The following is a 22,037-nucleotide window of genomic DNA, read 5'->3' as shown; positions in this document are numbered from 1 at the left end:
TCATAATAAGTAATTTTTCTTGACACTTCGTTGGCGTTCGTTTAGGTTTGATAAGGAAATCTTGTCGATTCGGCCTTTTTGTGCCGATTTTTTTAATGTGAAAGAAGAATGAAAGGAGGACTTGGTGTGAACAATAAAATGCCAATTTCGGTATGGATTTTAGTCATTGCGATGGCGCTCAATACAACGGCGGCGTCTTTTTTATGGCCATTTAACACACTGTATATTCATGATTTTTTAGGTGAGTCGATGACGCTTGCTGGGGTGGCGCTTCTTGTGAACTCGGCACTCGCGATTGTCGGGAACTACATCGGAGGGACGCTATTCGATCGAATCGGTGGGAAGACGACGTTGATGATTTCTGTCGGTCTCTTGCTCGCGAGCTCGCTTGGATTTTTACTGTTTCATGCCACGTTCTTCGGCTATCTCGTATGGCTCGGATTGATCGGTCTTTCAGGTGGACTCGTCTTTCCGACCGTATATGCGTTTGCGGGTCTCATTTGGCCAGAAGGGGGACGCCGTTCGTTCAATGCGATTTACGTCGCGCAAAACGTGGGGGTCGCCCTCGGTACGGCAATGAGTGGTCAAATCGCTCGATTTAACATCGAGTGGATTTTTTATGCGAACTTCTTCTTATCGGTCTTATTTGTCGTGGTGCTCTTGTTTGGACTGCGTTATTTGAAAAACCCGGCACGTCCTGTCGTTCAGTCGCAACTAGAAACGGCCGCCACGTCACTATCGAGTGCGACGATGAAATCGATGTGGTATGTCGCCGTCGGTTATGCGGTGCTTTGGTTCGTGTATGTTCAATGGCAGGGGACGATTGCGGTTCACTCGAAAGATCTCGGCGTCACAATCAGTCAATACTCACTCCTTTGGACAGTGAACGGGGCGATGATTGTCTTCGCACAACCGTTGCTCAACCGCGTCTTACGACAGTTTGAGGACGACTTAAAACGTCAATTGATCATCGGGGCATCCATCTTCCTCGGTGCGTTCTTGATTGTCCCATTCGCTGGTGGATTCGGGATGTTCATGGTCGCGATGGTTGTCATGACCATCGGGGAGATGTTTGTCTGGCCGGCTGTTCCGACGATTGCGGCGAAGCTTGCCCCACCTGGGAAAGCTGGGCAATACCAAGGGCTCGTCAATATCGCAGCATCCGTCGGTCGAATGATTGGACCGACGTTCTCCGGTTTATTATTCGACGCGTTCGGCATGAATGCAGTATTTACATTGATTATTTTGCTGATTATCACAGCTAACATTGTCTTTTTACGCATTCGTTCATTAAATGTTCAAAATTCGTGACTTTGCGCATATTCTCTACAGATTTAAAGCTTCGACCTATTGACTTTCGAGGATAAAATTTAGGTGAAGGATCCTTTCACCACATATGTTGTTGTCGGTCAATTCTCATTGAAGGGGATGGGCATGATGAACGAGGAAGTCAATTTACTCGTGTTGGCAACGCAGTATATGTTTTGGGTTGGTTTTGTAGGAATGGCGGCTGCGACTTTGTATTTTCTCGTTGAGCGGAGCAGTCTGGATCCCGAGTACCGTTCGGTCGCGACGGTGGCGGCACTCGTTACGTTTGTAGCAGCGATTCATTATTACTTTATGAAGGATGCGGTCGGCGATTCTGGATTACTATCGGAAATCACCGGGTTTCCGACGGAGATTCGGTATATCGATTGGCTTGTCACGACACCCTTACTCTTAATCAAGTTTCCGCTACTGCTTAGCCTGCAAGGGAAGATGAAGACCGGTTTATTAACGAAGTTGATTATCGCGGATATCATCATGATTGTTGCCGGTTATCTCGGCGAGTCGTCCATTAACTTGAACGGCGGATTCACGCAACTTGGACTTTGGGGATATATTGTAGGTTGTATTGCGTGGCTTTATATCATTTACTTGCTCTTCACGAACGTCACGAAAGCGGCGGAGACGTCACCTCCACCTATTCGGAAGGCGTTACTCAACATGCGTCTCTTCATTTTGATTGGGTGGGCGATTTACCCAATCGGCTATGCGGTGACATTGTTCGCAACAGGGATTGAAGTTCAGCTCGTGCGCGAATTGATTTACAACGTTGCGGATTTAATCAATAAAGTGGGATTCGGATTAATTGCGTTCTTTGCTGTTAAAACCATCTCAACGCAAAAACAAGTCAAAGCTTGAAAACTTCAAGTTGACGTTGAATTTCAGAATGGGCTAAAATAGACTACGATGAATAGCAAGCGTTGAAGAGGACTAGTAGCGAACGTTCCGTTTCAAAGAGAGTCGATGGATGGTGTGAATCGATAAGCGGATGTTGTGAACTCGCCTTGGAGCTGTTTTCCTGAAACGAGTAGGGAAAACCGGGGTTACGCCTCGTTACCGGCGTCTCAAGTGGCAGCAATGCAACATGGGTGGTACCGCGGAGAGCTTTCAAGCCTTTCGTCCCATTTTCGGGGACGGAAGGCTTTTTATTATGCAGAGGAGGAAGAATGTTGAGCTATTTTAAACATCAAGAAATCGAGCCGAAGTGGCAAAAGCGTTGGGAAGAGAAAGAAGCATTTAAAACGACAGAAGACCCGGAGAAGGATTGTTTCTATGTCCTTGATATGTTCCCGTACCCATCCGGTGCAGGTCTTCACGTTGGTCACCCGGAAGGTTATACGGCGACGGATATCATCGCTCGTATGAAACGGATGCAAGGATATAACGTTCTTCATCCGATTGGCTGGGATGCATTCGGTCTTCCTGCCGAGCAATATGCACTCGACACAGGGAACGACCCGCGTGAATTCACAGCGCGCAACATCGAGACGTTCCGCCGTCAGTTGAAAGAACTCGGATTCTCATACGATTGGGACCGTGAAATTAGCACGACGGACCCGAAATACTATAAATGGACGCAGTGGATCTTCACGCAACTCTTCGAACGTGATCTCGCATACGTCGATGAAGTTGCGGTCAACTGGTGCCCGGCTCTCGGTACGGTCCTTGCGAACGAGGAAGTCATCGATGGCTTGTCAGAGCGTGGGAACCACCCTGTTTACCGTGTCCCGATGAAGCAGTGGGTGCTTCGTATCACAGAATACGCAGAGCGTTTGCTTGAAGACTTGGAAGGTCTCGATTGGCCTGAGAGCGTGAAAGAGATGCAACGCAACTGGATTGGCAAATCGGTCGGTGCCGAGGTCGACTTTAAGGTCGACGGTCATGATAAGATCGTCACGGTATTCACAACACGTCCAGATACACTTCACGGGGCGACATACGTGACACTCGCACCAGAGCATCCGTTCACGAAAGTGGTCACGACACCGGAACAATCGACGGCAGTCGAAGCATACATTGAGGAAGTCTCGAAGAAGACGGACCTCGAGCGTACAGACCTTGCCAAAGAGAAGACAGGTGTCTTCACGGGCTCTTATGCGATCAACCCGGTGAACGGCGAGAAACTTCCGATTTGGACAGCGGACTACGTTCTCTCGACATATGGGACAGGTGCAGTCATGGCTGTTCCTGGACACGATGAGCGCGATTATGAGTTTGCGAAAACGTTCGACCTCCCGATCCGTGAAGTCGTCAAAGGTGGAAACGTGGAAGAGGCGGCTTACGTCGAAGACGGTGAGCACGTCAACTCTGGTAGCTTGAACGGACTTAATAAAGCCGATGCCATCAAGACGATCATTGAAGAGCTCGAAGCTAGTGGCACAGGGCGTGCGAAGACGACATATCGTCTTCGTGACTGGTTGTTCAGCCGTCAACGTTACTGGGGCGAGCCGATTCCGGTCGTCCATATGGAAGACGGAACGATGAAGACGGTACCGGTCGAAGAACTTCCGCTCGAACTTCCGATCATCGATGAAATCAAACCATCTGGTACAGGTGAGTCGCCACTTGCGAACGCAGAAGAGTGGTTGACGTATACAGATCCGGTCACAGGGGAAAAAGGTCGTCGCGAGACGAACACGATGCCACAATGGGCAGGTAGCTGCTGGTACTACATCCGTTACATCGATCCAGATAACGAAGAGATGATTGCGGATCCTGAGAAACTCAAGCGTTGGCTTCCAGTCGACTTGTATATCGGGGGTACGGAGCATGCCGTTCTTCACTTGCTCTATGCACGTTTCTGGCATAAAGTTCTTTACGATATCGGTGTCGTCCCGACGAACGAACCGTTCCAAAAACTCTACAACCAAGGGATGATCCTCGGGGAGAACAACGAGAAGATGTCGAAATCTCGTGGGAACGTCGTCAACCCGGATGATATCGTGAAGTCGCACGGAGCCGATACACTTCGTCTTTACGAAATGTTCATGGGACCACTTGATGCAGCAATCGCATGGTCGACGAATGGTCTTGACGGGGCACGTCGCTTCCTCGACCGCGTTTGGCGTTTATTCGATCAGACGAACTTCGCAGACGTGGCACCGACTGCAGACTTTGAACGCACGTATCATCAGACGGTGAAAAAAGTCACGGAGGACTATGAAGCCCTTCGCTTCAACACGGCAATCTCGCAGTTGATGGTCTTCGTCAATGAAGCGAACAAACAAGAGACGTTGCCGAAATCGCAAATGGCCGACTTCATCAAGATGCTTTCACCGGTCGCGCCGCACTTGTCTGAAGAGTTGTGGGAGAAGATGGGCATGACAGAAGAGTTGACGTATGCGGCTTGGCCGACATACGATGAGTCAAAACTTGTGAGCGACACGATTGAAGTCGTCATCCAGGTGAACGGGAAACTTCGTGCGAAAATGCACGTCTCGCGTGACGCATCAAAAGAAGCACTTGAGGCGGAAGCACTCGGGAACGAGCGTGTCCAAGAGTTCACAGAAGGCAAGACGGTTCGTAAAGTCATTGTCGTTCCTGGAAAACTCGTTAATATTGTAGTTGGCTAACAAAAAGAATGTGTGACATTGTCGCACATTCTTTTCTTTTTGGTGAGGTCATTTTCTTTTATTGACGGTTTTGATACACTAAAGGGCGATACTGAAGTAGAAGGGGACGACATGTCCATGAAACGTTCTTATGTGCTATACACGACATTATGTGCTGTCGTGGTCGGTGTGATCCTTTGTTATGTTTTTGTCTTTTCAGATGAAGAGATTCAACGACAGGTCGCCTCGACATTTGAAAAAATTGATATTCAAACGAGTCATCAAACGGCCTCACTTCCACCCGTGGAAGCTGCGCAGGATGATGAAGATATCGATACGACCGATGCCCTCGAACAAATCAGTCAAATCGATGAAGTGTATTACAGTGACACAATCGGGGCGTATTTGGTCTTAACCGAACAAGCTGAATTTTTTGAAGTGAGCGGAAACGGGACGCGCGTCAACTCTGTGCTCCAACTTGAGAATTCAGGCAAACAGCGCCTCGATGACTTTATCGGGATGCGCATGGTCGAAGAAAATCTTGTGTATGCGGTGACAGCGAACGGTACGCTCATTACAATCGAGCGAGAAGAAGGACGCTGGGTCGAGCGGCCACGTAAACAAATCAAAGGACTCGTGTCGGAAGACCGAATCTTTGGTCTTGGGTATGACCGGGAAACGAAACGGCTGTTCATGATGAACCGATTGGCGGATACCCCGGACCTTGAGCTCCTTTATGTCGAAGAACGGGAGATCGAACCGGAGACTCCGGCCGATGACAAATCATCAGAAACGTCGACTGACGCTGACACGAATACTCAAGAAACAGAAGAATCATCGGAAGATTCAACGACAGAAAACGTCTCGACGAATGACAATGCCTCAAGCGAAACGGCTGCAACTGAAGACGCGCCTGACAATGAGTCGAACGAACAAGACGCGGAAGAAGAGAAACAAGAGCCCGAGACCGAATGGATGCTTGATTCACGACAAGCGTTATCTGCTGACGGGATGAGTGCTTCCATCCAGCAAAAATTCGAACGGTTCGAAGGAGTTGGGCTAGTCGAGAGGCAAGGACGCATCTACGTGCTCGACTCTGAGGAGCTCGTTCTCTATACGGTCAACCCAGAAGAAGGGACCATCAACGGTCAGATGGTGACGCCTCGTGTGTATGATTCGACCGGTATGTTTTTACAAGACAATGAAATCTTTGCAATCGTCCACCCGGAAGTATTCGATTTGGATGCGTTCGTGTCCGTGGACTGATCATGGGGGAATGACAAATGAGCAAGCGTTATTTTTTTGAAGAAGTGAAACAATTTCATGAAACTTTTGGACATCCAGGAGCAAAATCGCCGCAACCGTTGACGCTTGATCGCGCGACGAAGCGTTCGGTGTGGACGGCAGAGGAAGCGGTCGTCGAGTTTTTGCATCAATCATCGCAATCGGAAGAAGAGTTTTTACAAGCCATCGAGCAATTCCAAGTAGGATTCCAGAAAGCCGTCCAAAAATCGTTGCAAGACGCTCCTCCGTCGGATGATGTGGAACGCCTCGTCGGACAAGGGGATGCATTGACGGATGCGTTATACTTTGTGATGGGCAGTTTTGTTGAACTCGGACTTGATCCCGTTCCGTTGTTTGAAATCGTCCAGCGCGCCAATATGGCGAAACTTGGACCGGACGGGAAGCCGATCTTACGCGAGTCGGACAATAAAGTCATGAAACCTGAAGGATGGATGCCACCGGAGCCGGAGCTCGAAAAAGAAGTGCGTCGTCAAATCGCAGGGAAAGAATAATCACAAACGGCTTGAGCCCTCACTAGAATGGGTTCAAGCCGTTTTTTGTTGTGATGGTAGTGATGACATGCTGATATTAGATGGGATTGGAAAGGTTATGGGAGTAATTAATGGTATAATTTAACATAAGTAAGCGAATGAGGTATATTGATCATTGATATGGAGGTCATTTAACTGAAAAAGCTATTCGGTATTCTATGTTGTAGTTCAGCACTTCTATTAACAGCATGTAGTGAGGATGAAAAAGAGTTAGAATCTAAAAAATCAGAGCCTGACGTTTCAATCGAAACGATAGAAATCAATGAAGAGAATAAATTGACAATCATCCCACTCTATACCCAATACCAACAATATTTGAACGCATCCCTTGAAACAACCGATGCGGAGGAAAATAAACAAAACTTCAAAAAATATGTATTGGATTACATAGGGGAAGTCGGAGAGGAAGAAAAGATCGATACATCTATATTAAAAACGAGCTTTTCACTAAAGCCGACTCCTCATAAGCAACAATTGCTGAAGCAGTTAGACAAATTAATCGAGCAGCATGACGAGATTAAAGAGATTATTGCATCGACATATGCAGATTCAAATCAAATTCTCCCTAAAAAGAAGGGCATGGTGTTTATCGCACCGTATAATCCTGAATTCTTCTACGATAGTGGACCGATTGAAGGGGTAGGCGCCCAAGCGTATAAAGACACCTTCATCTTGTTTCTTGATACAGATTTTGACAAAGGTGTGTTAGCCCATTCGATGGCTCATGAATACCATCATCTGATTCTTCGTGATCAAAACGAATATAACCTGAGTTCGATTCTCGAGTCAGTGATTATTGAAGGGAAAGCGGATGCGTTTGCCGACCGCATTGTCAAAGGGGTAACGCCACCGTGGTATGTAGACGTTGATGAAGCGACCATGAAACATATTGCGAGTCGAGTGAATGATTATGAAACGTCCTTCACCGATTTTGTAGTCGGTAATTATCAAAAAGATATGCCACGTTGGAGTAACTATATTCTAGGGAGGGATGTGCTCCATGACTATTTGACGGCGCACCCAGAACTGTCGATTCCCGAATGGACCTTCAAAGAAGATCATGAGATTTTAGAAAAATACAAGTATCGAGATGTGATGGAATTGGAAAATTAAGTTGAAAAGAATGTTAAAAGGCTTGACCCTGAATGAGACAGGATCAAACCTTTTAATTGTTTAGTGATCATGATAGAACGCAGACGATGCGTTTGACCGAACCTTTTACCGCCCTGTCGCCAGTTCGGCTGCATGCGATCCGGCGCAATGTCCCGTTGTGAAGGCGGCCGTGATGTTGTAGCCACCTGTGTATCCATGAATGTCGAGTACTTCACCTGCAAAGAAGAGACCTGGTGCCTTCTTTGACATCATCGTCTGTGGTGCAACTTCTTTAACCGAAACGCCGCCACCTGTGACGAACGCTTTATCAAAGTCGAGTGTCCCGACGGCGTGCATCTCGAACATTTTCAAACGTGTTGCGAAATCAATGACGGATTGCTTTTTCAACTGACTCGCATCTTCTTCTCCAAATGCGAGTTCTTCGAGCAATAAGTCAAGAAGTCGCTCAGGGATGTAGCCTTTCCATACGTTTTTAACGGCACGCTTCGGTTGGCTCTGTACTTGGTTCCACAGTTCCTGAACGAGCGCATCTCGTGACGTGTCCGGGAAGAAGTCGAGTGACAAGAGGACGACCTGTTCTTTGCTGCGCTTCCGTTCTTTGATCGTATATTGACTGCAACGGAGTGCGATTGGACCAGAGATCCCGAAATGGGTAAAGATCATGTCGCCTTGGTGCGTCTTGATGGCCTTTCCTTTTTTGCCGTGTACCGTCAATGCGACGTCCCGTAACGATAATCCTTGAAGTTGTTTCGTTCCGATGAACGAATCGTTCAATTTGATGGGCACCTCTGTCGGGAAGAGTTCCGTGATGGTATGTCCGGCCTTCTCTGCCCATGGATAGCCGTCCCCGGTCGAACCGGTGTGCGGGACAGACTGACCGCCGACCGCGACGACGCAAGCTTTTGCCTCGAGCATCTCACCGTCCATCAACTCGACCGCATGAAACTCGTTTTCTTCATTAAAATGTAGCGTTTTGACTTCAGCCTTTTTTCGAATCTCGACGCCGAGGTCTTCAATCGCCCGAAGCAACGTGTTGACCACATCCTGTGCCTTATCCGTCACAGGGAACATGCGCCCATTATCCTCTTCTTTCAGCGGAATCCCGAATCCAGTGAAGAGGTCGATAATCGATTGATTGTCGAACTGAGCAAGGGCGCTGTATAAGAAACGACCATTGCCTGGGATGAACTGAATCAACTCATCGATTGGCTTTCGGTTCGTGACGTTACAACGTCCTCCACCTGAAATGGCCAATTTCCGACCAAGTTTTGAACCTTTATCAATCAGCAAGGTCGAAGCGCCACTTTTTGCCGCTGCATACGTTGCCATGAGCCCGCTCGGTCCTCCACCGATGACGATGACATCTTTCATAGGGTATCTCCTCATTTCTTCATCTATATGATTAGTAAAATTATCGTAACTTTATTATCCGTAACAGTAAGAGTATAATGAGAAGCGGTTGTTTTGTAAAACCGAATTCATTGAAATCGTTGATTTATAGATGGAGGTACCTCATGTCATCAAGCGCCAAACAAGATTCTGGAAGAGCCTCCTTCGTCAAAGGAACGCTTCTTTTATCAGCGGGAAACTTGATTTCCCGAATGTTAGGACTATTGTACACGTTCCCGTTCCAAGCGATGGTCGGGATTGCCGGAGTGACATTATATCAAGCGGCATATACGTATTATGCGATCATGATCTCCATTTCGACGGCAGGGATCCCCGTCGCCGTTTCGAAATTTATCGCAAAATATAATGCACTAGGAGAATACGGGACGAGTCAACGACTGTTCCGACAAGGGATGAAGCTGATGCTTGCGACCGGTGTCGTCGCTTTTTTATTACTCTTTTTTGCGGCACCATGGCTATCCGAACTGATGGTCCGAAACTCGGAGAACAATCAGCAATACATTGACTCGCTCACCCTCGTGACACGAAGCGTCAGTTTTGCGTTACTGCTCATCCCGGCGATGAGTATGGTACGCGGTTATTTCCAGGGACATCAAGATATGGCTCCGACGGCAATCTCACAAGTCGTCGAACAGATTGTACGCATCCTGTTCCTTCTCAGTGGAACGATGCTCGTCTTGTTCGTCTTTGCGGATTCAAACTTCATTCAACCGATTGCCAATGCCCTCGGAGGGACGCAATCCGTTGAAACGACTGAATTGAACGGATTGAAAGTCATCGCGGTCACGATTGCGACGTTCAGTGCGTTCATCGGGGCAATCGGTAGTTTCGCCGTGCTCATCATGTATTGGAAGCGTCGGAAGGACATTCATCGTCAGACAGAGAATCCAGCGGGCACACCGGTTCGCTCGATGAAATCGTTATTGCTTGAATTGCTTAGCTATTCAATTCCAATCGTGATGGTCGGGGTATCGACCCCTCTCTATCAATTGATTGACCAATTGACGATGGTCAATACGTTACTCAGCTCGGGTGCGAGCGTTTCTGAAGCGACGTCAGCGTATGGCTTTTTGACCGGAAACGCCCATAAAATTGTGTTGATTCCAGTCTCTGTGGCAGCGAGTGTGTCGATGGCGACGATTCCGCTTGTGACTCGTTCGTTCACGACAGGGGACATGCAAAAAGTTCGAAATCAAGTAAACCATATTTTCCAAGTCTCGTTCTTCGTGACGATTCCTGCGGTCATTGGTCTCGTGGCACTTGCGGAGCCATTGTTTGGCACCTTGTTCCCGGGTGACCGTGAAGGATGGGTATACTTGTTCCACTACGCACCAAGTGCATTCTTCTTGGCCTATTACTCGGTCGCGGCTGCGATCCTCCAAGGGATCAACCGTCAGTACTTCACCATCTTTGCCACATCGATGGGACTGTTGACGAAACTTGCATTGAACGTACCGCTCGTCTATTGGCTCGGCGGAATCGGAGCCGGGTACGCGACCATCGCTGGATACATCGTGGCCATTATTCTCATGGTGTGGATGATTCAACGAACGCTCCACTTCCCATATAAGCAACTGCTTCGTCGTACCATCTTGATGTTCTTGATGGGTGGGGCGATGTTCGCAGCCGTCTTCCTCTCTCTTCTCGTCACAATGAATGATGAAGCGAGTTGGGGGAACGACATCTTTGCGACAATCGTGGGAGTGACAATCGGCGTTCTCGTATATGGATACCTCGGGTGGCGGAGCCATCTCGCAGGGAAATTACTAGGGAAACGCTTTGAATATCGGAGGAACGGATAATGCGAATTGATAAATTGCTATCGAACATGGGATATGGTTCACGAAAAGATGTAAAAATCTTATTGAAACAAGGGGCAGTGCGAGTCGATGAGACACCTGTAAAAGATGCGAAACGGCACGTCGACCCAGCATCAGAGAAAGTCACGGTGTTCGGGGAAGTGGTTGAGTATCGTCCCTACATCTATTTCATGATGAACAAGCCGGAAGGGGTCATCAGTGCGACTGAAGATCAAGTCGAGACGACAGTCATCGAGTTGATTGATCCAGAGTATGCCCATTATGACCTCTTCCCGGTCGGTCGTCTCGATAAGGATACGACGGGACTGCTCCTCATCACGAACGATGGCGCGTTCAATCATGCGCTCATGTCACCTCGCAAGCACGTCGACAAAGTATATATCGCCGAGGTCGACGGGGAGATGACAGTAGAGGATATCAAGACGTTCGCGAATGGGGTCGAGTTAGAGGACGGATATACGACGAAGCCGGCCCGTCTTGAAATACTGAGCAAGAGCGGACGTCGGTCGGTCATTCGCCTCACGTTGTCTGAGGGGAAATATCACCAAGTGAAAAGAATGGTCGCGGCGGTCGGCAAACATGTCGAACGATTGGAGCGTGTTCAAATCGGAAAGTTAGAACTCGATGAGACGCTTGAGCTCGGGGCATATCGTGAGTTGACGGAAGAAGAAGTTCAACTGTTTCTTCAATCATAAGAAGATGAGAGAATCTGTCTGATGGGACGGATTCTCTTTTTGTATAAAAAGCTCTGTTTTTCGATTATATCTTTTTGAAAATGGCATCAAAATCATCACGCCAAGAGTCAACCAACCAGTCGTTATATCTGTGATACAAAGGAACAAGTGATTCAACTTCATTTGAACTTATGATACAACCTCGATCATCGTACATATGAAACACGATGTTCTTTTCGGTGCTAATAAAGTAAACAGCTTGTCCAATTGAAGGTTCTCTTCCTTGCTCGTAATTTCCTATACCTCTAAGGATTTTCTCGTAAGAGATTGACTTGATCTGCGAGGATACAAATTTTGCTTTATATTCATGTTTGATTTCTATAAATTCCCCTGTTATTTCGTCAATATCTTCATTTAATTCAAATAACGTTTCTTCTTCAATCTGTTGTTTCATGAATAAACCATACAAAAATTCGGGAGTGGTATTCCCGAACATGATGTCCTCTGTTTCGTTCCAATCCTTGATAAAGATATGGATGTAATCATCAGATTGAAACACTTCCTCGAACAATGTAGTCACTCTGTTTACAACTTGCTCTATTCTCTCATCCGTTCCGTTTTTATACGGTTCGCCAAGTTCGAATCTTAGATGGACTTCTCCAGATAGGTTTGGGAAATTGTCCTCTATGTACTTCATTATTTCTTCTTTCACATCATCACCTCATCTTAAGCAATTGATACAATCTAAAACCACAAAACCTTCATTCATAAAAAAGAGACCTGAACGCCAGGTCTCTTGAATATACATATACAATTCAATTTGCCGTCTTGAGTGAACGTTTTGATGAAGTCCACGTGCCACGGCTAGGGCTCTCCACAAGGTTATTGTACTCAAGTACGTTCAAATCACGTTGCACGGTACGTGACGTGATGCCGAACTCTTCTACTAGTTCTGAAGTGGTAACGGATTCCCTTTCATTGATGAACAAATAAATGGACTTGATGCGCGTTAACATCCGATCTGTTGAGCCTTTCATTGGATAACCTCCCAATGTGTAGAATAATGATAAACCATACCTACAGACGACAAAATGAAATATAAAATTGTTATTTTCTAAAATTACACCTTTAGTATACCGCTCTTGAGCAAAAATGCAAGTGGAAAGCACGAACAATCTGTTTGTAAAGATTTGATTATGAACGTAAATATCGAATGAAGATTATATTTTTACATTGAAAAGAAGCTGAAACACGAACGAAAAAAACTTTTCTAAATGAATGTTCGTCTTTCATACATTTGGATATACTAGTAAGGGAGAGAACATTCGCAAAAGGGGAGATGAACATGAATTGGAGACAGGAAGTCGACAATCGTAAAGACGCATTTTTAGAAGATTTGAAAGGGTTACTTCAAATCCCTAGCGTACTCGATGAATCGAAAGCTGCGCCGAACATGCCGTTTGGTCCGGAGGTTCGTCAAGCGCTTGACTACATGTTTGAAATCGGTGAGCGAGATGGATTTAAAACAAAAGACGTCGGAGGTTATGCGGGACATTTGGAATATGGAGACGGGGAGGAAATCGTCGGCATCCTATGTCACCTTGACGTCGTCCCAGCAGGGGATGGATGGACGTATGGCGCGTTCAACCCGACCATCACGACTGATGGGAAAATTGTGGCACGCGGAAGTAACGATGATAAAGGGCCATCTATGGCTGCATACTACGGGCTACGAATTGTCAAAGAGCTCGGGCTACCACTTTCAAAGCGGGTCCGTTTGATTGCAGGTTGCGATGAAGAGAGCGAATGGCGCTGTGTCCGCGAGTATTTCAAACAAGAACAAATGCCGACGTATGGATTTGCGCCAGATGCGGATTTCCCGATCATCAATGCTGAAAAAGGGTTGTATGATGGTGTGTTGACTCAATTACCGATTCAACGTGTACCAGGTTCTGCCTACCATCTCGTGTCATTCACGAGTGGGGAGCGTCCGAATATGGTGCCGGACTTCGCGAAAGCCGAATTGAAGACGGATGAGGTACTCGAGGAGAAGTTCGAGGCCTATCTCGAAAAATATGAAGCGGACGGAACGTGTGAATACGACCGTGGCACATATACGTTTACGATGAAAGGAAAAGCGGCGCACGCGATGGAACCGGATAACGGGGTCAACGCGGCCTACGTCCTCGCTGGATTCTTGTTACATCTTCCACTTGATATTCAAGGCGAGCGCTATGTTGAATTCGTTCGTCACGTATTCGCCGATTCTCGTGGGATTTCGCTTGGGATTGAAGCGAGCGATGAGACGGGCGACTTGACGATTAATGGCGGTGTCTTCCGATACAATGAAGAAGAGCGTACGGCGACGGTCAACATTCGCTATCCGTATACGGCCAAATTCGAAGAACGGTTACAAAACCTACGTGAAATCGCTTTGTCATTTGGGTTCGAGTTGAAGACCCGTCAACATATGCCGCCTCATCATGTGGCAGAAGATCACCCACTCGTGAAGACACTAGCAGGCGTGTACGAGCGTCAAACGGGAGAACATGCAAACTTGATGGCCATCGGAGGCGGAACGTATGCACGTTCGCTCGAGGCAGGTGTCGCATTTGGTGCATTGTTCCCAGGTGCTAAAGATGTGGCGCATCAGGTCGATGAATATATGGAGATAGAAGATTTATTACGTGCCGCGGCAATCTATGCTGAGGCCATTTACGAGCTCGCTAAATAAGAAACAAGGAGAGCTGGCTGGTATAGTCGGCTCTCTGTCCTTTAGGAAGGAAGTTATCATTGGATGCGCAAAAAAGATTGTTTCAGTCTGTATACGTCGCGATATTCTTCGCGCAAGGGGCATTGATCCCTTATATGACCTTATACTTTTCACAAACTAAGTTTGGGTTGACACCTAGCCAAGTCGGGATTGTGGTGGCCATCTTACCGATTCTATCCATCGGTGTTCAACCATTGTGGGGGATGTTGACCGACCGGACGGGGAGAGTCCGTGCCTGGTTGATTTTGGCGATGCTGAGCGCCGCACTCATTTCACTCACGTTTTTAGTGGCGACCTCTTACATTTGGATTGTCATACTTATGGTGATTTGGTCCGTTTTCCAATGTGCTCACATCCCGCTTGTGGACATGATGACACTCGACTATACGACGCGGTCGAAAGTTGATTACGGTGCAATTCGACTCTTTGGATCAGCGGGATTTGCCATTGCCGTCTTTGCAATGGGACGAATATCTGATAGCACGTGGGGACTAGCTAGTACATTCGTGTTGAGCGCTGTTTTACTAATACTTGGCAGCGTATTTGTTCGAATGATTCCTGAGAAAAGTTCGATTCGCGATGTGACGTTGGCGCCGCTCTCATGGACGGCTGTTTGGAACAAACGCTTTGTGTTCTTCTTATGTGGTGGGATGCTCGTCTTCGGACCGATTTACGCGAATAACTATTATTTCGGCCTTTACGTGACAAACAGCGGTGGCTCGACGACGTTGGTCGGAACGCTATTCCTCGTGGCAGTGTTATTTGAAATCCCGTTTATGAAAGTGGCGTCCCAATTGGTTGAACGCTATGGAAACGTCAGCGTTCTTGTCGGGGCCGCTATCATCTCGGCAGTTCGGAACGGGGTACTTGCGTTAGAACCACCGATTTGGGTCGTGTGGCTCCTCGCGATTGCACAAGGTCTCGTCGTCGGACTTTTGATTCCCGTCGCACTTCAATTCGTTCGGACGCTCGTCGATCGGCAAGTTTCCTCGACGGCCATCGGGGTATATATGGCATTGACGTCCGGGCTCGCGACAGCTGGATTTAATATGCTGAGTGGTAAAATCATTGAACTTGACGATATTTTAGGCGTGTTTTGGATGTATACCATCGTCACGGCACTAGGAGCGTTGATTTGGATCGGAATGTCACGTCGCAACCTGAAAGGATGAATGAGATGAGTACGCATTACTTTATTGCGATTCCCATTGAAGCGACTGAATTGGTTGACGTACAGCAAACCATCTTACCTTATTATTCGTATCGAAGAATCTATCGACCGGAAGAGTTCCATATGACAGTGCAATTTTTAGGAAGCGTGGATGGGGATGAATTAGACGAAGTAAAAGAAATCACGCGTAGAATTTGTGAGAAAACATTACCATTCACGTTGGAGTTTCGAGCCATCGACCATTTTGGGCGACCAGATCGGCCCCGCGTTTTGACCATTGTTCCGGATGACTCCGAACCCCTTCAACGGTTGGCGCATACCCTCCGCCATGAACTAGTTGATGTGATTCCAAGATTGGACCGGAAGTCGTTTGTCCCTCACGTGACGCTCGCTAAAAAATGGGGCGAAGGGGAGCGTGTCCCATACGTCCCCCCTGAATTTCACGCGACGGAATCAGTAGAAGAATTAATTTTATATGAAGTACAGCCGACTCATACACCTGCTTACCGAGCAGTAGACGTATTTCCGCTAAGACGGCCAGAGGAGGATATATGGCAATCCCGGTTAAAATTTTTGACGTAATCTCAAAATATGAACGTGATTTATTAGATCAATATAATCGTTATTTGGAATATGTGGAATCCGATACAGCACGTCTACAGCGCCTTCATGAAAACAATCGCTTAAACCCGGTCGAAGTGCTCGAAATTGACCGACCGTGGTGGAAGTTTTGGGCGAAGACGGAACGAATCGAATTGGAGCCGAAGCCGCTCTCTGAATCACAATATCAAAAGTTGTTACGAGAGCGCCGGCATATCCAAAAGCTTCAATTCGCTTGTGAAGGGGTGCTTGAGACAGATTTACCGCATCTGGCGTTTATTCGTGACTTCGCTTATCGTGTGATGCGCACCGATTGGAACGAACGACACTTTTTCTTGTACCGACCGGTCATCGAATGGAATGGTGCGATGGTTGAATTGAGTCATGTCATCGTCGGACCGACGCACCTTTATATCGTAGAATGGCTTGAAGGCGATCGAAGCATCTATCACATATCGAAAGAGAAGACATGGGTTCATCAACCGCTGAAAGGGGAAAATACCCGTGTAGTGAACCCGCTGATTGCATTGACACGGACAGAGGAACTGATTCGTCAAGTTCTACCGCATTATGCGGGCGTGCTACAAAAAGTCGTCATTGCGACAAATGGATATTTTGATAACGTTCCAAGTGTTCGAGCGACCCAATATATCGGTCGTAATGAATATACGGAATGGATGAAACAAGTGAACGGTCGTGCACCGATTGTAAAAGCACAGCAGATTCGTGACGTTGCTACCATATTAGAAGTGACTGCCAAGTTGCCGTTTCGTCAATTCATGGATCAGTGATTGAGAGGAAGGGACGCATATGCATCACACACCAGATCAAAAGACCGCCTCACATGTGACCATCGAGAGCGCGTCTTTCGTATCATTTGAGACCATACAACTTGAGATTGTGCGCGAATATGAATCCGTTCCAGTACAAATCGAACAGAATGGACGCCCAGTCGACTATCTCGTCGAGCAACAGTTTGTGACGGAATCCGGGAAGATCGAACAAATCCTTCGTTTAAACGAACCAATCTCTTTAGAAACGTTGTACACCGTCTGCCATCCGGGTCATAAGACGACGGTTGTCGTACCACGAGAAATCGTCCGATCAGAGGAATTCGAACGTCGTTTCTCATATGATGGCCCACTCGGCGTATCGTTTACGCCGCACGGAATGGAAGTGACTGTATGGTCTCCGGTTGCTTTATCCATGTGGATTACAGTGCATGATGATACGAATCACAGAGAAATTGAGCGATTTCACATGAACCGCGGCGCACGCGGGGAATGGAGTGGTGAAATACCACAAGCGTTCCAAGGTATGTTTTATCGCTTAGAAGTGAAAACACCGGTCGATACGAGGCAAGTCGTCGATCCTTATGCGCGAGCCGTCAGTTTGAACGGTGAGTATGGCGTACTACAAGATGTCTCACGATTTGTCAATAAACAGGTCGAACGAGCCGCGCGCCCGCCTTTATGGAAGGCAACGGATGCCGTCATCTATGAACTGCACATCCGGGATTTTACAAGCCATCCCTCATCGATGAGTCAATTGAAAGGACTATACGGTGGGGTATCTGAAAAAGGAGTTCGGACGAAGGAAGGCAATAGTGCCGGACTCGACTATTTAAAAGAACTTGGCGTGACTCATGTCCAGTTGCTTCCTGTCCATGATTTTGGAAGTGTCGATGAGACAACGCGTATGCCGTACAACTGGGGCTATGATCCGATTCATTGGTTCGGACTTGAAGGAAGTTATGCCTCAAGACCGGATGTGCCGATGAGTCGTGTGTTCGAATATGCGACACTCGTCTCTGACTTGCATCAAGCTGGTCTTCGAGTCGTTACAGACGTCGTGATGAATCATATTTATATTCGAGAACAATCCCCACTTGAAGCGCTCGTACCATACTATTATTTTCGATACGAGCACGACGGGACGATAGCGAACGGAACCGGTGTCGGGAATGACACGGCGTCAGAACGCTATATGATGCGACGTATGATTGTCGACTTCGTGACGTATTTCGCAACAACCTTTCAAGTGGATGGGTTCCGCTTCGATTTAATGGGGATTCATGATGTCGAAACGATGAATCAAGTACGGGCCGCGCTCGATAAGGTTGATCCCTCAATTCTCGTCTATGGAGAAGGGTGGGACTTGGCGACACCGCTTGGACAGTCATTGAAGGCGACGTCACAAAATGCTGCACGCATGCCTCGCATCGGACATTTCAACGATATGATTCGAGATGCGTTGAAGGGGTCGACGTTTAATGACAGGGAACGTGGATTCATCTCCGGGAATGAGTGGCGAGAGTGGGAACTTCGAGAATGTCTTACTGGAGCCGTCCACATTCCGAACGTAACGGTCGGTCGTTTCCCGAGTCCGACTTATTCCATCAATTATGCCGAAGCTCACGACAACTATACGATCTATGACAAGTTAATGTTGTCTTGTGAAGGAGTCGATGAAACGACTCGTCTTGCCATGCAACGTCTTGCTAATGCGGTCGTCATCACATCCCAAGGCATCCCGTTCATCCATGCCGGTCAAGAGTTTGGGCGGACGAAACAGGGTGTCGAAAATAGCTATAATTCACCCGATCACATCAATCATTTTGATTGGGATCTTCGTGACACACGAATCAAAGACATCGAGTATGTGAAGACGCTCTTGAAGTTACGGCGACTCCATACATGTTTCCGGTATGATTCCAGACAAGAAGTCATTGACCATTTCACGTTTCTCCCATCGCCTCCTGGCGTCATTATCTATGAATTGACGGCCAGTCATTCTTATGATGCGTGGCAACGGGTACGCGTCTATGTGAACGGTACGTTCGACTCGCTTTCATTCGAGAGCGATGCGAAATGGAACGTATACGTTCAAGGAGAAACGGCGAGTCTCGTTCCGCTCGCACGAAACCCAACACACATTCAAGTCGAGTCGTTGTCAATGACGATTCTCGCGTGTTAAGATGTTGATTGTATCTCTTTAATTCAAGTAAGATTTGAGCGTGATGAATATGTATTCAGATATAGTCGGTGCGCTCGGGAAAGAGTGGACAGTCGCTTCAGCCGGAGGCATTACGGGCGAAGCGTATGTAGCGACGACGCGCCAACAGAAGATTTTTGTCAAACGAAATTCTTCTCCGTTTTTGGCGATCTTGTCAGCGGAAGGAATCGTACCAAAGCTTCTTTGGACAAAGCGAATGTTTAATGGGGACGTGTTAAGCGCCCAACAATTTATCGAAGGCCGCGAACTTTCACCAGAAGATATGAAACGACCTGATGTCGCGGCGCAACTCGGAAAGATTCATAACTCGAAAGAGCTATTATTCATGTTGCAACAGCTGAACCACACACCGGTGACGCCGCACTTGTTGCTCCGTCAGTGTGAGGCATATGAACAAGATGAAACAGACCCAATCATCGGAGAAGCCATTCAATGGCTAAAACACCATTTGCCAAAAGTCGACGAGCAAGAATTCGTCGTCTGTCATTCTGATTTAAACCATAATAATTGGATTGAGGATGAGAGCGGCCTACTCTACTTGACGGATTGGGATGATGCGATCATTGCAGACCGCGCGTTCGATTTGGCGATGGTTGTATATAGCTATATGGATGAAGTGGAGTGGGAGCGCTGGTTCTCTCATTACGGGGTACGTGTCTCGAGTGAGCTCCATAATCGAATGCATTGGTATGCAATCGCCCAGACGATTTTGACAATCTATGGGGAAGAGAATGACTCTGCGCGAACTGAAGGATTTCATGTATTACGTGAGCTGATGGACGAGGCGTACGAACGAATCAATTAAAAGGGATGGCTGTTCGCCACCCCTTTTTGAATGTGTTAAATGTCATCTGGATTCATAAAGTAAGCCCAAACGAACGTTGCGATGACACCAGCAAAAAACGTCAGTGGAGCTGCATAAAAAATAAGGAACTGATCTAAAGTACTCATTGTATTTAACCTCCTTGTGAAGGATGATTCACGTTCATTAAACTATGATTTCGTGTATAATCGCAAGAGGACTGCTCGTCCGTAACGTGCATATTCCCATTAAACTTGAACATTTGATGAACGAAAGGTAGGATTTTCATGCGTTTACGACATAAGCCTTGGGCAAAAGAATATATGGAAGCTCAAGAACATGTATTTATTCAACATCCTGAACAGATGAAAGGTAACTGGAGCACTGAATTCGGGAATGACCACCCGCTCTTTATCGAGGTCGGTTCAGGAAAAGGACAATTTATTTTAGGGATGGCGAAACAACACCCGGATGTGAACTTCATTGCAATCGAGTTGTTTGAGAGCGTAGCCGTTTCCATCGTACAAAAATTAGTCGAAACCCCGATGCCGAACGTGAGAGTATTGACGGTCGATGCGAAACGACTCGTCGACTACTTTGAAGCGGGGGAAGTCGATCGCGTATACTTAAACTTCTCCGATCCGTGGCCAAAGACACGACATGCGAAACGACGTCTAACGTATAAGACGTTTTTGGCGACATATGAAGCGATTCTTCCGAAAGCAGGAGAGATTCATTTCAAGACGGACAACCGTGGATTGTTTGAATATTCGCTTCAGAGTATGAGTCAATACGGGATGTTCTTCACAGAAATTTCACTAGATTTACATGTCAATGAACCAGAAGATAATATTCGAACAGAGTATGAAGAGCGCTTTAGTGCGCTCGGTCAGCCGATTTACCGAATGGAAGCCGTCTTCCGTCCGAAAAATTGACACGCTTTTTTCTTATTTTAATAGTATTTTCTTCACACTTTTTTCTTTCTTCTTGGTACAATAGGAATGACGCTAAACTGGAATAAGAGAAGGGGGAACATGGGGATGTTGAAAAAAGCATGGGCAAGCCTGCTTGCAGTAATCTTCATTCTAACAATCGCACCAATGAATACCTCAGCGAACGAAGCGTTCTTAGACGCTCTCGAAGAGGATTTGAAAGCAACGCATTACGACTATAAAGAAGGAACAGCTGAAATCATCAAAGAAGAGACGCTTCGCCATTCAAACGGCAACGAAGTCATCGCGGCTGTCGTAGAGCTCGATACGATTCGTGATGGGATCTTCATCACACGTAAAACCGAGTACCATTACTTTGATGCGACAGACAACAAGATTCTTACATCAGCGGATCTCGTAGAAGTAGAAGGAGCCTCAGAGTTTGCGGACGCGAACATCGACATGCTTGGTCAACAGATCGTCTATTGGTTACCGGTATTGGTCTTGCTTCTATTGATTGCGATTCCAGCACTCATTTTGTTCTTGGTTGTACCACGTTTCTATTCAACAAGTTCATATATGAATGCCGTATATGAAAAGAATGACAACCCAAGATAAGACATGAAAGTACCCCGTTCAAGAGAACGGGGTACTTTTTACTGTTGTTTTAACTGTCCGACGATATCAGTTAGTGACATCCCATTTCCTGAAGAAACGGAGGCGATGAAGGCACTCTCGACAATTGGACCATCGAAAAATTCGACATGTTTGTCACCTTCGTACATATCGATGGCGAGTTCCGCATTCATTGTCGCCGATCCGATATCACTGAGGAGAAGTGCTTCTCCTTCGACCTGATCGAGCGCTGATAAGATGCGATTCACGTCCGTTCCGATAGCGCCATCCTCAAGGCCACCAGCTAGATGAATGGGCACGGACGGTGCCATTTCCTTCATCAAATCTTGGATGCCTTCCGCAATTTTTTCGCTGTGCGAGACGATGATCAATTCAACGA

Annotated in this window: 21 protein-coding genes and 1 other annotated feature; of the genes, 16 read left to right on the top strand and 5 right to left on the bottom strand. The window is 47.0% G+C overall.

Translation table 11 applies throughout. The features are described 5' to 3' along the window. Positions 1 to 126: 126 nt before the first annotated feature. From KNO78_RS06470 to KNO78_RS06445, 6 genes are all read left to right on the top strand, one after another. Positions 127 to 1,311, top strand: a complete 1,185-nt coding sequence (locus KNO78_RS06470; protein WP_308162651.1) for an MDR family MFS transporter — start codon at positions 127 to 129, stop codon at positions 1,309 to 1,311. Between the two features lie 126 nt (positions 1,312 to 1,437). Continuing rightward, on the top strand, positions 1,438 to 2,184 hold the full coding sequence (locus tag KNO78_RS06465; RefSeq protein ID WP_214690708.1) for a bacteriorhodopsin-like: 747 nt from the start codon (positions 1,438 to 1,440) through the stop codon (positions 2,182 to 2,184). Between the two features lie 53 nt (positions 2,185 to 2,237). Further along, positions 2,238 to 2,453: a binding site (T-box leader), on the top strand. Positions 2,454 to 2,492: 39 nt separating this feature from the next. Continuing rightward, positions 2,493 to 4,898 carry a leucine--tRNA ligase gene (leuS, locus tag KNO78_RS06460; RefSeq protein WP_214690709.1) on the top strand — a complete coding sequence of 802 codons (2,406 nt, stop codon included), beginning with the start codon at positions 2,493 to 2,495 and terminating at the stop codon, positions 4,896 to 4,898. A 117-nt stretch (positions 4,899 to 5,015) separates the two neighbouring features. Then, positions 5,016 to 6,143, top strand: coding sequence for a hypothetical protein (locus tag KNO78_RS06455; RefSeq protein WP_251125251.1), 1,128 nt, complete (start codon positions 5,016 to 5,018; stop codon positions 6,141 to 6,143). A gap of 17 nt (positions 6,144 to 6,160) precedes the next feature. Next, the gene (locus KNO78_RS06450) at positions 6,161 to 6,673 is read left to right on the top strand and encodes a pyrophosphohydrolase domain-containing protein (RefSeq protein WP_147536597.1); all 513 of its coding nucleotides are present in this window, start codon (positions 6,161 to 6,163) and stop codon (positions 6,671 to 6,673) included. Between the two features lie 315 nt (positions 6,674 to 6,988). Next, on the top strand, positions 6,989 to 7,825 hold the full coding sequence (locus KNO78_RS06445) for a DUF2268 domain-containing putative Zn-dependent protease (RefSeq protein ID WP_251125250.1): 837 nt from the start codon (positions 6,989 to 6,991) through the stop codon (positions 7,823 to 7,825). Positions 7,826 to 7,930: 105 nt separating this feature from the next. On the opposite strand, the gene KNO78_RS06440 is transcribed toward KNO78_RS06445, so the two are convergent. Then, positions 7,931 to 9,196: a BaiN/RdsA family NAD(P)/FAD-dependent oxidoreductase gene (locus tag KNO78_RS06440; RefSeq protein ID WP_214690711.1), complete on the bottom strand. Its 1,266-nt coding sequence runs from the start codon at positions 9,194 to 9,196 to the stop codon at positions 7,931 to 7,933. 143 nt (positions 9,197 to 9,339) lie between these two features. Here KNO78_RS06440 and KNO78_RS06435 point away from each other — a divergent pair, with 143 nt between their 5' ends. After that, positions 9,340 to 11,037 (top strand): putative polysaccharide biosynthesis protein, encoded by a 1,698-nt coding sequence (locus KNO78_RS06435; protein WP_196430934.1) that lies wholly within the window; start codon positions 9,340 to 9,342, stop codon positions 11,035 to 11,037. Continuing rightward, a complete protein-coding gene (locus tag KNO78_RS06430; protein ID WP_078147222.1) occupies positions 11,037 to 11,750 on the top strand; it encodes a pseudouridine synthase in 714 nt (237 codons plus the stop codon). Before KNO78_RS06435 ends, KNO78_RS06430 begins: the two co-directional genes overlap by 1 nt. A gap of 64 nt (positions 11,751 to 11,814) precedes the next feature. Here the strand turns inward: KNO78_RS06430 and KNO78_RS06425 are convergent, their stop codons facing one another. Continuing rightward, positions 11,815 to 12,441 (bottom strand): DUF3885 domain-containing protein, encoded by a 627-nt coding sequence (locus tag KNO78_RS06425; RefSeq protein ID WP_214690712.1) that lies wholly within the window; start codon positions 12,439 to 12,441, stop codon positions 11,815 to 11,817. Positions 12,442 to 12,544: 103 nt separating this feature from the next. After that, positions 12,545 to 12,766, bottom strand: a complete 222-nt coding sequence (locus KNO78_RS06420) for a DeoR family transcriptional regulator (protein ID WP_012726776.1) — start codon at positions 12,764 to 12,766, stop codon at positions 12,545 to 12,547. A 308-nt stretch (positions 12,767 to 13,074) separates the two neighbouring features. Here KNO78_RS06420 and pepV point away from each other — a divergent pair, with 308 nt between their 5' ends. Genes pepV through KNO78_RS06390 form a run of 6 tightly spaced genes read left to right on the top strand, consistent with a single transcriptional unit; the run spans position 13,075 to position 20,093 of the window. Continuing rightward, positions 13,075 to 14,463, top strand: coding sequence for a dipeptidase PepV (pepV, locus tag KNO78_RS06415; protein ID WP_205728293.1), 1,389 nt, complete (start codon positions 13,075 to 13,077; stop codon positions 14,461 to 14,463). Between the two features lie 59 nt (positions 14,464 to 14,522). After that, positions 14,523 to 15,674, top strand: coding sequence for an MFS transporter (locus KNO78_RS06410; protein WP_214690713.1), 1,152 nt, complete (start codon positions 14,523 to 14,525; stop codon positions 15,672 to 15,674). A gap of 5 nt (positions 15,675 to 15,679) precedes the next feature. Beyond that, positions 15,680 to 16,255 (top strand): RNA 2',3'-cyclic phosphodiesterase, encoded by a 576-nt coding sequence (gene thpR / locus KNO78_RS06405; RefSeq protein ID WP_159562557.1) that lies wholly within the window; start codon positions 15,680 to 15,682, stop codon positions 16,253 to 16,255. After that, entirely contained in the window at positions 16,225 to 17,064 is an 840-nt protein-coding gene (locus KNO78_RS06400; RefSeq protein ID WP_214690714.1) for an NERD domain-containing protein, read from the top strand. Before thpR ends, KNO78_RS06400 begins: the two co-directional genes overlap by 31 nt. Before the next feature lie 19 nt (positions 17,065 to 17,083). Then, positions 17,084 to 19,249 carry a type I pullulanase gene (gene pulA / locus KNO78_RS06395; RefSeq protein ID WP_214690715.1) on the top strand — a complete coding sequence of 722 codons (2,166 nt, stop codon included), beginning with the start codon at positions 17,084 to 17,086 and terminating at the stop codon, positions 19,247 to 19,249. Between the two features lie 49 nt (positions 19,250 to 19,298). Continuing rightward, positions 19,299 to 20,093, top strand: coding sequence for a phosphotransferase family protein (locus tag KNO78_RS06390; protein ID WP_196431853.1), 795 nt, complete (start codon positions 19,299 to 19,301; stop codon positions 20,091 to 20,093). 35 nt (positions 20,094 to 20,128) lie between these two features. Here KNO78_RS06390 and KNO78_RS15755 read toward each other — a convergent pair whose 3' ends face one another. Next, positions 20,129 to 20,239: a hypothetical protein gene (locus tag KNO78_RS15755; RefSeq protein WP_012726769.1), complete on the bottom strand. Its 111-nt coding sequence runs from the start codon at positions 20,237 to 20,239 to the stop codon at positions 20,129 to 20,131. 138 nt (positions 20,240 to 20,377) lie between these two features. Between KNO78_RS15755 and trmB the strand changes: the two genes are divergently transcribed. Further along, on the top strand, positions 20,378 to 21,025 hold the full coding sequence (trmB, locus tag KNO78_RS06385) for a tRNA (guanosine(46)-N7)-methyltransferase TrmB (protein WP_196430929.1): 648 nt from the start codon (positions 20,378 to 20,380) through the stop codon (positions 21,023 to 21,025). A 105-nt stretch (positions 21,026 to 21,130) separates the two neighbouring features. Continuing rightward, positions 21,131 to 21,640, top strand: coding sequence for a hypothetical protein (locus KNO78_RS06380; protein WP_230872823.1), 510 nt, complete (start codon positions 21,131 to 21,133; stop codon positions 21,638 to 21,640). Between the two features lie 38 nt (positions 21,641 to 21,678). Here KNO78_RS06380 and dhaM read toward each other — a convergent pair whose 3' ends face one another. Continuing rightward, positions 21,679 to 22,029 carry a dihydroxyacetone kinase phosphoryl donor subunit DhaM gene (gene dhaM, locus KNO78_RS06375; protein WP_256443656.1) on the bottom strand — a complete coding sequence of 117 codons (351 nt, stop codon included), beginning with the start codon at positions 22,027 to 22,029 and terminating at the stop codon, positions 21,679 to 21,681. Positions 22,030 to 22,037: the final 8 nt, after the last annotated feature.

This window comes from Exiguobacterium sp. s132, from assembly GCF_018617235.1.
In the GTDB taxonomy this organism is placed as follows: Bacteria; Bacillota; Bacilli; order Exiguobacteriales; family Exiguobacteriaceae; genus Exiguobacterium; species Exiguobacterium profundum.
This window is presented reverse-complemented; position numbering and strand designations above follow the sequence as displayed.